At 70.9% G+C, this 12,035-nt stretch carries 10 protein-coding genes; 3 read left to right on the forward strand and 7 right to left on the reverse strand.

Annotation, left to right across the window (positions count from 1 at the left end):
* Nucleotides 1-162: 162 nt before the first annotated feature.
* From cysS to AB0F17_RS46090, 7 genes are all read right to left on the reverse strand, one after another.
* Nucleotides 163-1,521, reverse strand: a complete 1,359-nt coding sequence (gene cysS, locus AB0F17_RS46060; RefSeq protein WP_358036769.1) for a cysteine--tRNA ligase — start codon at nucleotides 1,519-1,521, stop codon at nucleotides 163-165.
* Between the two features lie 61 nt (nucleotides 1,522-1,582).
* Entirely contained in the window at nucleotides 1,583-3,379 is a 1,797-nt protein-coding gene (locus tag AB0F17_RS46065; protein WP_358036771.1) for a sigma factor-like helix-turn-helix DNA-binding protein, read from the reverse strand.
* 99 nt (nucleotides 3,380-3,478) lie between these two features.
* Entirely contained in the window at nucleotides 3,479-5,299 is a 1,821-nt protein-coding gene (locus AB0F17_RS46070; protein WP_358036773.1) for a UvrD-helicase domain-containing protein, read from the reverse strand.
* Between the two features lie 3 nt (nucleotides 5,300-5,302).
* Nucleotides 5,303-7,354 carry a hypothetical protein gene (locus AB0F17_RS46075; RefSeq protein ID WP_358036775.1) on the reverse strand — a complete coding sequence of 684 codons (2,052 nt, stop codon included), beginning with the start codon at nucleotides 7,352-7,354 and terminating at the stop codon, nucleotides 5,303-5,305.
* A 142-nt stretch (nucleotides 7,355-7,496) separates the two neighbouring features.
* Complete coding sequence (locus AB0F17_RS46080) at nucleotides 7,497-8,273, reverse strand: class I SAM-dependent methyltransferase (RefSeq protein WP_358036777.1); 777 nt, start codon at nucleotides 8,271-8,273, stop codon at nucleotides 7,497-7,499.
* Between the two features lie 102 nt (nucleotides 8,274-8,375).
* Entirely contained in the window at nucleotides 8,376-9,437 is a 1,062-nt protein-coding gene (locus tag AB0F17_RS46085; protein ID WP_358036779.1) for an ABC transporter substrate-binding protein, read from the reverse strand.
* Nucleotides 9,438-9,454: 17 nt separating this feature from the next.
* The gene (locus AB0F17_RS46090) at nucleotides 9,455-9,685 is read right to left on the reverse strand and encodes a hypothetical protein (RefSeq protein WP_358036781.1); all 231 of its coding nucleotides are present in this window, start codon (nucleotides 9,683-9,685) and stop codon (nucleotides 9,455-9,457) included.
* A 104-nt stretch (nucleotides 9,686-9,789) separates the two neighbouring features.
* On the opposite strand from AB0F17_RS46090, the gene fdxA reads away from it, so the two are divergent.
* From fdxA to AB0F17_RS46105, 3 genes are all read left to right on the forward strand, one after another.
* Complete coding sequence (gene fdxA, locus AB0F17_RS46095) at nucleotides 9,790-10,119, forward strand: ferredoxin (protein ID WP_358036783.1); 330 nt, start codon at nucleotides 9,790-9,792, stop codon at nucleotides 10,117-10,119.
* An 81-nt stretch (nucleotides 10,120-10,200) separates the two neighbouring features.
* Nucleotides 10,201-11,271, forward strand: a complete 1,071-nt coding sequence (dapC, locus tag AB0F17_RS46100; protein WP_358036785.1) for a succinyldiaminopimelate transaminase — start codon at nucleotides 10,201-10,203, stop codon at nucleotides 11,269-11,271.
* 78 nt (nucleotides 11,272-11,349) lie between these two features.
* On the forward strand, nucleotides 11,350-12,021 hold the full coding sequence (locus AB0F17_RS46105; RefSeq protein WP_358036787.1) for a DUF4178 domain-containing protein: 672 nt from the start codon (nucleotides 11,350-11,352) through the stop codon (nucleotides 12,019-12,021).
* The last annotated feature ends 14 nt before the right edge of the window (nucleotides 12,022-12,035 follow it).

Genomic DNA, 12,035 nt, shown 5'->3' on the forward strand with positions numbered 1-12,035 from the left:
GCAGCCCCTCAAGTCTGACAGCCCACGATCACTACTCCCGCCCCACGAACCCCACCGGAAACCCCGCCGCCTACGGCGTTCCCGCATGCCAGGGGACGGCCGGCCAGTAACCGACAGGGAAGAGAAATTGATCACCTGTGTCGGGGTAACCGCCGAAAGCGGCTACCCCCACACCTGCCCAGCAGGCGAGTCGGACACCCGGACCCCCATGGCGGCGAGCGACTCGCGCAGCCGGTCCGACGCCGCCCAGTCCCCCGCCTCCCGAGCCCGCGCCCGTTCGGACAGCAACTCCGCCGCCCCCGGCGGCAGCACCGCCCCCCGGGACCGCCCGATCTCGATGGCCAGATCCAGCCCCAGCACCTGATCCAGATGCAGGAACGACTCGAACTTCGCCCCCGGCGCCACCGACTCGTCCCGCTCCAGCTCGCGCAGCACCCGTAGCGCGGCCGGCGTGTCGAGGTCGTCGTCGAAGGCCGACTCCACCCGCCGTACGTGCTCGGCCGCCATCGGCGCGCTGGGCGACTCCGACCACTCCGCCACCCGGGCCCGCCACCGCCGTACGGTCCTGTCGGCGGCGTGCAGGGTGTCCCAGGTGAGGTTGAGCTGCTGCCGGTAGCGATGTTCCAGGAACGCCAGCCGTACGGCCAGCGGATCGAGGCCCGCCTCGGTCACGTCCGACAGCAGGACCACGTTCCCGGTGGACTTGGCCATCTTCCGCCCGTCGAACAGCAGGTGCTCCCCATGCACCCAGTGACGCACCACCTCGTGGCCGGCCGCCGCGTCGGACTGGGCGCGTTCGTCCTCGTGGTGGGGGAAGCGCAGGTCGATGCCGGCGGTGTGGAGGTCGATGCGGTCGCCGAGGTAGTGCAGCGACATGGCCGAGCACTCGATGTGCCAGCCGGGAAAGCCGCGGCCCCAGGGGGCGTCCCAGGACAGTTCGCCGTCGGAGGGCTTCCAGAGGGCCCAGTCGGCGTGGAAGCGCTTGCGGGGGTCGGTGGAGTCGGGGCGGAGGGCATCGAGCCGATTGCCGGAGATGTCGCCGTACGTCGGGAAGGAGGTGGCGTCGAAGTAGACCGCCCCGTCCGGCAGCGCGTACGCGTGTCCCCGCTCGATCAGCTTGGCGATCAGCTCGATCATCAGCTCGATCGACTCGCTCGCGCGGGGCATGTGCTCCGGCGGGCGCAGGTTCAGGGCGGCGGTGTCCTGCTTGAAGGCGTCCTCGTAATAGCGGGCCAGGTCGCGCGCCGAGCGTCCTTCAGCCCGCGCCCGCATGAGCACCTTGTCCTCGCCTGCCTCCGAGTCGTCGGCCAGGTGGCCCACGTCGGTGATGTTCTGGCAGACCACCATGCGGACCCGCTGCCGCTCCAGCACCCGCCGGATCAGGTCGGACAGTAGCTGTGAGCGCAGGTTGCCGACGTGCGCGTGGCGATAGACCGTCGGCCCGCAGGTGTACATGCGCATCGCGCGGGCGGGGGCGATCTCCTCGACCTGCCTGGCGCGCGTGTCGTAGATCCGCAACATCCCCCGAGCCTAGCCCCCGGACTCCGGGAAGCCCGAAAGCGGCGAAGAGTTCAAGAAACGGTCAGCCGCCCAGGAAGCCGATGATGTCCCGGTCGCCGCGCTCCCGCAGCCGCGTCAGCACCTCGTCGCGGATCGCCGTGTCCGGCAGCCCGATGCGCGCCCCGATCAGCCGCAGCCCCTCGATCTCCGAGGTGACCGGAGCGGTGTAGCCGATCAGGTAGAGCGCCCGGTTCAGCGGCGGCATCCCCGGCGCGGCCGCGGGCAGGTAGCGGGTCAGCAGCTCGCCCCCGTCGGACACGGTGAGGAAGACGTGGTCGCCCTCCCCGGCCTTGAAGTCCGCCAGCACGTTCCTGATCGACCCCATCGTCGGCTGGTTGTGCCAGCTGACCACCACGTCCCCGGACGGCGTCGAGGCCGTGAGCTGCCCGCCGGGCGCCATCCCCAGGTACGCCGCGAAGCCCGTCGGCAGCGGCGACCCCGACCCGCGCAGGTGCTCGGCGTTGACGTCGACGCGGTGCCACCACCGGCCGTCGCGGCTGCGGAAGCTGCGCCGGGTCTCCGACACGTCCTTGCGCGGCTGGTACGGCTCGGCCTCCCCGGTCGGCGAGGTGCCCGCCACCCGGATCCAGCCCCGCTGCGTCCGCTCGAACCCGGGGCCGCCCGAGTAGGCGCGCACCGAGCTCTCGCTGACGTCGTAGCGGGAGGTGAGGCTCGTGACGATCGTGCTGACCGAGGCCTCGCCGCCGGCCCGTTCGATCTCCCTGGCGATCATCTCCCTGATCCCCAGGTACTCGTCGCCGCCCCATCGGGTCAGCCCGTACTTGTTCCGGTCCACGCGGCGGAACCGCTCGTCGGCGGTGAGCTGGTTGCGGATGCCGACCAGGCTGTAGTCCTCGCCGATGCGTTCCTGGATCTCCTCCGGCGTCAACGGCCGCTCGGCCACCGCCAGGACCGCCTCCGCCTTCTCGTTGATGCTGCGCGGCCACGGCACCACGTGCTGGTCCAGCACGCGTAGCTGCGGCACGGCCAGAATCCATCGCTCGGCCACGTCCTCGCGGATGCCGAGCTGCGTGACCATGCCGACGGCCTCGGCCAGCGGTCGCGGCCCGTCGGTGAACAACTGGCGCGTCTTCTCCCTCAGCTCATCCGCGCCGCCCGCGATCAGCCAACCGTCGGCCTGCTCGTACCCGGTCAGCAGCGTGCGCACGAACCGCCAGGCGGGGATGCCCAGCGTGCGCAGCTCGCCGCGGTGCCACGGCACCGCCGCGGCCAGATCGTCGGCGGGTACGGCCGAGCCCAACCGGCCGCGCAGCCAGGTGACGTGCGCGACGAGCGCGACCGCCTCCGGACCGCCCAGCCAGGCTTCCACATGGTCACGCAGATCGCGCTCGATCTGCCTGATCCGCTCCCGTGTCACCGAGAAACGCTGCGCCAGCTCGTCGAGCGTGGCCCGCTGCGAGGCGTACAGCCGGTCGCGGGCGATCGCCCGCTGCCGCTCGTCCAGCGCCGCGAACAGGCCGTCGATCAATTCGGGCAGTGGCTTGTCCGGCCGCGCGACGGGCGCGGGGAGCGTCTCAGCCGGAGGTTCGAGCAGCCGCTCGAACACCCCGCTGAACAGCTTCTGCACCACGTCCTTGCCGAGCATCTCCGGCGTCCGCTCGGCCTCGGCCGGGTCGGAGAAGCGCAGCAGCGGCAGGATGTCGCCGACCAGCAGGTGACCCCAGCAGGTCACGGCGAGATCGGCGAGATGGCCCGCCACGGTCTGCGTGGTGATCACGGCACATGCGCGGTCAAGAGGGATCGCCTGCCACCACGCCTCGGGCAGCTGGGATTCCTCCAAGATCGGTGCGATCTGCACAGGAGAAGTCCAGCGCAGCGGTGGCGCTAGGTCGCTCAGGCTGAGATTCATTGAGGTCCAACCGGCAAAGGGAAGATATCCGCAGTTCAGACTATGTGATCAGAGCGACAGAAAGGGGCTACCTCTTCCGGAATGGGAGATATAGAGCATCGATCGGGCCCGGGTGCAAGCCACGAACAGCATGCTCCGTTCCCGCTGCAGAGCTCTCGCCCGAGCGCTCGGATCGTCGGGCGGCGGTTCGGGCACCACGCCCTCCGCCACGCCGATGAGCGCGACCCGTTCGAACTCCAGCCCTTTCAGATTCTGGAACGCCGCCACCCGTACATCTGCCCGCCCGAGCGCCTTTCGAGCCTCACGGACCAGTTTCGTGGTACGCGCGCCGACGGCGATCTCGTCGGCCGGGACACCGTCGTCCAGCCAAGAGGCGATCGTGGCCACCAGCCCGGCCAGCTCCGCCTCAGGCGAGTCGTACATCCTGACGATCGGCCGCTCGCCGTTGCGCATCGCGCGGAACCCGTACAGCGGCGACATGCCCTTGACCAGCCCGTCGGCGGGCCCGCCGCCACGCAGCCGGACCGCGAACGACAGCATCTCCTGCGGCAGCCGGTAGGAAACCTTGAGCGTGTGCTGCAGGGCCGGGATGCCCACCGAGCTGAGCGTCACGCGCGTGTCGGTGATCCGCTGGTGCGGGTCGCCGACGATGAACATGTCGTCGTGCGCCCTGGGCGCCACCGCGCGCAGCAGCCGCCACTGCGACGGGCTGATGTCCTGCGCCTCGTCCACCACGACGTGCCGGTACGGTTTGCGCCCCGGCTCGATGTCGTCGAGCAGGTCGCCCGTGTTCCTCGACAGCAGCCGGAGCGCCTCGTCGGTCAGCTCGGCCAGTGTGCGCGCGCCGGGGCCCATCAGCGCGGGCCGCTGACCCTCCGCGTCGGCCACGATGCGCATGGCCAGCCGCTCGGCGTTGTCCACGTCGACCCGCTTGCGCGTCACGCCGTCGTCGATCAGCCGGTCGAGCCGGGCGGACAGGTCGTCGCCCAGCCCCTGCGAGTACGTCACCAGCAGCACCGGGCCGCTCCCGTGCGCGGCCAGATGGGCCGCGCGGTGCAGCGCGATGACCGTCTTGCCGGTGCCCGCCCCGCCGATCAGCAGCACCGGGTGCTCGTAGCGCGTGGCGCGGGCCAGCCGGTGCTGTTCCGGACGCGGGAACGCGCACCATTCCGGCGCCGCCAGCACCCGTTCCAGCTCCACCTTGTCGGCGGCGAACACCGCCCGGTCCGGGCTGCGCCGCAGCGCCGCGTGGAGGTCGTCCACGTCGATCCGGTCGATGGCCTCGTCGGAGGCGCGGCACGCGTCCACCTCCCGCCAGGCTTCGGACAGCGAGCCGCCCCGGGCCAGCACCGCGAGCGGCATGTGCTGGGTCGGGGGGAGCAGTGGTTCGAGCGCCTCCACGTCGGCCTCGTTGGTGATGAGCCGCACCAGCGGCAGGGCGCGCACGTCGATGCCCAGCGCGAGCAGGTCACCATCGCACACCGGGTCGAACAACCCCGTGGCGCCCGCCGAGCGGCGTAACGCGGGCTCGACCCGTTCGAGGGCCTCGGCGTCCCACTCCTCGATGACGCCGATCACCGGGTTGATGCCGTACCGGTATCGCTGCGCGTACGACCACGCCTCAGGATTCGGGAGCACGGCACGCAGCCAGTACACGTCCCGCTGACGCACCACCACGCCCCGGTGGCCCGGAGTGAGGCGGAGCGTCGCGACCCGGGTGTCCCTGGCGCCCCGGACCCGCTCGGGGTGCGGCGCGCCGGAGACGTTCAGCAGCAGGCGGCGGAGTGCGACCACGGCGTCCCTGCGCACCGGCTGTGCCAGTGCGCTGAGGTCCCTGGGGAAGTCAGGGGCGATCGCGAGCCGCGGCACGGCTCAGTCCAGGAGTTGCAGCAGATCGCGGTCCCCGCGTTCGCGGAGCCTGGTGAGCAGGTCGGGCAGTCCGACAGGTCCGGTCATCCCGATCCTGGTGGCGATCACCCTGGCGGCCTGGTCGCGGGTCCCGCCGGGGGCGGTGTAACCGACCAGGCGGAGCGCCTTGGTGATCTTCTCGGCCCCCTGCGCGGCCACCGGCAGGTGCCTGGCCCGCAGCACGCCCTCGTCCGACAGCGTGAGGAACAGGTGCCCGCCCTCCTTCGCGCCGACGTCCGCCAGCAGCCGTTCGACGGATTCGAGCACCGGCCTGCCGTGCCAGGTCATGGTCAGCTCGCCGGCCGCGCTCCGCACGGTCCTGCTCTCCCCGGGCGACATGCCCAGGTACGTGGCGAACCCCGTGGGCAGCGCGCACTCGCCTCCGGTGAGCTGCTCGGCCGTCACGTCGATCCGCAGCCACCACCGGCCGTCCGGCTGGCGGAAGCAGCGCCTGGTCTGCGAGACGTCCTTCAGCGGCTGGTACGGCTTGGGGTGCTCGCCCGACGCCCCGTTGCCCTCGCCCGCGACGACCTCGACGGCCGGGGCGAACGCCTGGAACTGCGGCGTCCCGGGCGGCGGCGACGGGATCGGCGGCACCTGGGCGAACGCGGACACGGGCCGCTCGACGGCCTCCACGACCTGCGGCTCCGGAGCGGCCTGTGGCTCCGCCGGCAGCGTGGCCAGCACGAACTGCCAGGCGGGGACCTCCAGCGCGCGGATCTCCAGGGCATGCCAGTCGGCCGCGCCGATCAGCCGCTCCTTGGGGGCGGCCGGGCCTATCGTCCGGCGTAGTTCGTCGAGATGCGCCCGGTACGGGGCGGCCTCCTCGCTGGCCAGCCATTGGCCGAGGCGGGCCCGGAACTCGGTCTCGGTGGCGGAGATCTCGGCGGCCGGCACGGCGAACAGCTTGGCGAGCTGGTCCACGGCGGACGGCTGGTCGGTGAAGACCCGGTTCTGGGCGACGGCCCAGCTCTTGTCGTCCAGGCCGGCGAACGCGGCCTCGATGAGCTCGGGCAGCTCGTGGCCGCCACGCTCGTCCGGCTGCTGCTCCGGCGCGGCCTCGGACTCCTGGTCTTCGGATTCGGCTGCCTCGAAGTCCGCCGGTGTGTCGTATCTGGGCTTCGCGTCTTCTGCGGCGGGCTCAGGTTCGGCTTCCGGTACGGCTTCGACGGCCTCCGGTTCGGGCGCCGCATCCGGCTCCACGCCCTCGGCTTCGAGGGCGGCGGCCTCTTCGGCGGCGGGCTCCGGCGCGGCCTCGTCGGCGGCGTCCAGGACGGGCTCGGACTCCGGCTCGGCGGCCTCCTCGACGACCGGTTCGGCGTCGGCGTCCAGCACCGGCTCCTCGGCCGCCGCAGCTTCCTCGGCGGCCGCGACCTCCTCCGCCGCCTCCTCGGTCTCCGGCACTTCCTCGGCGGGCGGAGCCTCCCCGCCCGCCGACGCCTCCACCGGCGGGGCCTGCTCGGCAACCGGGGCCTGCTCGGCGACCGGCGCCTCCGCGGCGACCGGAGCCTGCCTGGCAACCGGTGCCTCGACGGCAACCGGAGCTTCCGCGGCAACCGGAGCCTCCGCGGCGAACGGTGCGTGCTCGGCGAACGGGGCCGGGCGTTGGAGCTGGGGTGCGAGCCGTACCAGGACCGCCGAGAACAGCGTGTTGAGCACCGGACGCGCCTGGATGAACGGCTGGTCCACCAGCTCCCTGCCGGTCAGCGCGAGCAGCCCCGTCCACGACCCGGCTCGGTCGAGCGCGATCGCCACCTGCGGCTCGTCGGCCTCGTCCGGATCCAGTACGTGCAAGGCCGGCAGCACGTCGCCCACGGCGGCGGCCGGCCAGTGCTCAAGCGCGATCTCCGTGAGCAGCTCCCCGAGCGACTCGGGGCCGATGGCCGCGAGCACGCGCGGCATGGGCAGGCTGCGCCACCAGGCGTCCGGAAGCTCCGGCTGCCCGGTGAGCAGCGTGATCGTGGACGCGTCGCTCCACCTCAACGGTGGTACGAGGTCGCTCAGGCAGAAATTCATCCCGTTCCGTTCACCAGCCCCTCACGCCGCCGTGTCGTCGCAAGGCTCCTCAACTTCGTCAGCGGTGCAGCCTTACTCTCTCCGCCCCCCACGGAACAGACCATAGTCCGGCAAAACTCCCCCACGCATCATCCCCTACGGATCAGCGCCGGACAGCGGCAAAGCGTAGACGGACGTAGTCGGCCATCCAGCCGGTCTCCCTGCGAAGGGCGGGCGCGGCGAGCTCGTTGACCCGCTGGAGCAGCGGCTCGACGATGTCCCGCGGCAACCCTTCGACCACCGAGGACGCGAACATGCGAACCCAGTCGGCGGCCCCCTGCGGACATTCGTCGAGGGGGGTCGGCCGGTCGAAGTACTCGAGGAGCCGGACCGCGAAGCCCTCCTGCTCCAGTCGCCGGGCGTACTCGGCCGGGGTGGGGAAGTACCAGGGCAGGTCGGGCTCACGCAGGCCGTACTCCCGCCAGGCGGTCAGCATGGCGGCGGTGAGCTCCGCGCAGTTGCCCGCGCCGCCCATCTCGGCCACGAACCGGCCACCGGGCGCGAGCGCCTCGTGCACGTTGGCGATGACGGAGACGGGGTCGCGGCTCATCCAGTGCAGCGCGGCGTTGGAGAAGACGGCGTCATAGGCCAGCGCCACGCTGAAGTCGTGCCCGTCGCCCACGATGAAGTCGACGCCGGGGTACTGGGCGAGGGCCTTCTCGATCATCGCGGATGAGCCGTCGATCCCGAGGACGTCGGCGCCCCGTGCGGCGATCTGGGAGGTCAGCACTCCGGTGCCGCAGCCGAGGTCGAGCACGCGCTCTCCCGGCTGCGGATCGAGCAGGTCCAGCAGAGGTGCGCCCTGCGTCGAGACGTAGCCGAAACTGCCGTCGTAGGCGCGACTGCTCCACCGTTCCAAGCTCGGTGTGTCGTATCGCAAGACGATCAGCTCTCATTCGTCAGACATCGGGCCCCCTGCGGCCGTGCTGTCTGTTCACTTTAGAGGCTGAATGTCTCCGCGACATATCAAGTCACAATGGTCTCATCGCACACTTTGCGTCCATCGCTTCTTCAGATAGGACTTTGCTGCGTCTGTCTGCGGAATCGTGAGCAATACCGGCGGTCCGGGTGCGACGGGGAGCTTGGCGGCCTGCTCCTTGTCGAGGGTGCCCCGCATCAGCATCGCCTCCTCGCGGGCGGGGCGGGCCCAGCCCTTCTGCAGCAGGTTCTGGCCCTCGTCGGAGAGCAGGAACTCCTCCCAGAGGCGGGCCGCCGCGGGGTGCGGCGCGTCCTTGCTGATCGCCTGCACGTGGTAGTCGCCGAGCGGCGCGTCACGCGGGATCACCACCTTCCACGCCTCCGCGTCGCGGGCGCTGCGGGCGGCGTTGAGGTGGTCCCAGTCCACGATCGCGTTGGCCTTGGCGGGATCGGTGAGCCGGCCCGCCTGCTTGAGCTTGGCGAACAACTCGACGCCACGCTGCGGCTGCGGCGCTCCCGACACCAGCGAGGCGGCCATGACGCCGCCGAAGGCCGCCGCCGAGTGCAGCGGATCGCCGTCGAGCGCGACCAGGTAGCCGGGCTTGGCGGCCAGGTCGGCGAAAGAGGCGGGGGCGGCGACCTTGCGCGGGTCGTACCCGATCGACATGTAGCCGCCATAGGCGCCGTACCAGGCGCCGGTGGGGTCCTTGATGTGATCGGGCAGGTCCTGCCAGCCCTGCACCTTGTACGGCGCGAACTTGCCGGCCTGGTCCACCGCCACGTCGAGGGTGAGGTCGAACACGTCGGGTTTGAGCTGGGCGGCGGTGTCGATCTCGCGCCGGCTGCTGGCGCCGGGTTCGAGCTCGTTGACCTTGATGTCGTACTTGTCGGTGAAGGTGTCGATGATCTCGCCGTAGTTCACCCAGTCCCGGGGAAGCGCGATCACGGTGAGCGCGCCTTCCTGCTTGGCGGACTCGACGAGGCGGTCCAGGGTCGTGAAGCCCTGTTTCATGGAGGCGGCCTTGACGTTCACCGGCGGAAGCGGCTTGGCGGCCGGAGGCGGCGACGCGCCGCATCCGGCGCTGGCGAGAAGGACGGTTACGGCGGCGCAGGTACGTACGGTCACAGAACGAATACTTACCGTTACTTCGGTCCAGGTCGAGGAGGCGCGGCCGGAACGACCTTGGCCGCCACCAGCATCTCTTCGGCGATCTCCACCAGGGTGCCGTCCCTCTTGCGGACCCGCAGCACGCCGCCGTCCCAGGATTCGAGGATCCCGACGGCGTCCCGGAAGCCCTCCGGGTCCCGTCTGCGGGTGGTGATCCGGGCGCCGATGTCCGCGCTTGTGATCGCGATTACCAGGCGAGCCGCCACGAGTTTGCCACCCTCCGTTCCGGCCAGTTGGCAAGCACGGCAATACTAGGGCTAGCAGACCGCGGTCAGAGTCATGCCATGGTGCGGAGAAGAAGGAGCTCGAGGTGACCTACGTCATCGCGCAGCCTTGCGTGGACGTCCTGGACAAGGCGTGCATCGAGGAGTGCCCCGTTGATTGCATCTACGAGGGCGAGCGCATGCTTTACATCCACCCCGACGAGTGCGTGGACTGCGGCGCGTGCGAACCAGTGTGCCCCGTCGAAGCCATTTTCTACGAAGACGACCTTCCGGAGCAGTGGAAGGACTACTACAAGGCGAACGTCGACTTCTTCGAGGACCTGGGCTCGCCGGGCGGCGCCTCGAAGGTGGGCAAGATCGACAAGGATCACCCCCTCATCGCCGCGCTGCCGCCCCAGGCCGAGGAGCAGCACTAGGTCGCATCCCGCAGCCGGGGCGCCCGATCGGCGCGCCCCGCTGCCGGGTGCACGGCGCGCACGACCGATACCTGGAGAACCGTGAACAACCTGCCCGACTTCCCCTGGGACCGGCTGGAGCCGTACAAGGCGCGTGCCATGGCACACCCCGACGGCATCGTCGATCTCTCGGTCGGCACGCCCGTCGACCCGGTGCCGCCGCTCGTCCAGAGCGCGCTCGTCGAGGCCGCCAACAGCCCCGGCTACCCGCTCACCCACGGGACGACGGCGCTGCGCGAGGCCGCCGCCGGCTGGCTGCGCCGCAGGCACGAGGTCACCGTCGATCCGCGTGACGTGCTGCCGCTGATCGGGTCGAAGGAGTTCGTCGCCTGGCTGCCCTCCTACCTGGGCGCCAAGACGGTCGTCTTCCCCGAGCTGGCCTATCCCACCTACGACGTGGGGGCCCGGCTGGCCGGCGCGGCGGCGACGGCCTCCGATGGCCTGCTCGCGCTGGGGCCCCAGCAGGTGGACCTCGTCTGGGTCAACTCCCCGGGCAATCCCACGGGCCGGGTGCTGCCCGTCGAGCACCTGCGCAAGGTGGTGGCCTGGGCCCGCGAGCGCGGCACGGTCGTCGCCTCCGACGAGTGCTACATCGAGCTGGGCTGGGAGGAGCAACCTGTCTCCATCCTGCATCCCGACGTCTGCGGGGGCTCCCACGAGGGGCTGCTCGCGGTCCACTCGCTGTCCAAGCGCTCCAACCTGGCCGGTTACCGTGCCGGGTTCGTGACCGGTGATCGGGCTCTGGTCAAGCGGCTCCTGGAGATCCGCAAACACGCGGGGATGCTCATGCCGGCTCCCGTACAGGCGGCGATGACGGCCGCGCTGGGCGACGACGCGCACGCCGACGAGCAGCGCGAACGTTATGCCGCGCGGCGCGCCGAGCTGCGGCCGGTGCTGGAGAAGTCGGGCTGGCGCATCGAGCACTCGACCGCGGGTCTGTATTTCTGGGCGACGGACGGGACAAGTTCTTGGGAACAGGTCAGTAAACTCTCCGAAATCGGTATTTTGGTGGCCCCCGGGGAATTCTACGGATCGGCTGGTGGGCGGTATATCCGTGTCGCCCTGACTGCCACTGATGAACGCATCAGTGCGGCAGTGCGCCGCCTCCAGTAGGATCCCCCGCGAAGCAGGGCACGCATAAGTTGATAACGGCGTTTGCTGAGGCAGACCGCGAGTGGAGCGAGCTGATCGATGAGCATGACCTCCGTGGTCGTACTCGGGCTGAGCGTCGCCACCGTCCTCCTGCTGCTGGGTGCCTTCCTGGCGACCATGCGCCAGGACCGGAGGGGCCGCACGACCGCGCCGCCGGTCGAGGTCGCGGCCATCGAGGCCCCGCTGCCGGCACCGGTGAGCATGCCCGGGTACGCCGGATCCGACTACGCCGATCCCCGCACCATCAAGGTCGGTGACCGGATAGAGGTGCACGGATCGCCCGCGCGGGTGCTCGGCGCCATGTACATCTCGTGGCAGGGCATGCAGTGGACCGAGTTCCGGCTGCGCGACGGCTCCCGCCGCACGCAGTGGCTGTCGGTGGAGGTGCTCAAGGGCACGGCCGAGGGCGAGCCGTCGCACCTGGAGGTGCTCGTCTGGACCGGGGTGCCCACCGAGGGCATGATTCCGGCCAAGAGCATGCTGATCATGGAGGGCGTCGAGTTCTTCCCGCTGGAGCGGGGCACGGCCGCCTTCCGGTCGGAAGGCAACACCGGCTACCCCGAACGGGGGTTGCTCGACTTCGCCGACTACCGCGCCTCCGACGGGCGGCTGCTCTCCTTCGAGCGGGTCCAGGGCAGCAGGTGGACGGCCAGCTACGCCAGGCCGCTGCCACCCGGCTCGATCAGCATCGTCAGCCGCGCCGCGCCCTAGACCCGGCAGACCCG

This window comes from Nonomuraea sp. NPDC026600, assembly GCF_040638335.1.
GTDB lineage: Bacteria > Actinomycetota > Actinomycetes > Streptosporangiales > Streptosporangiaceae > Nonomuraea.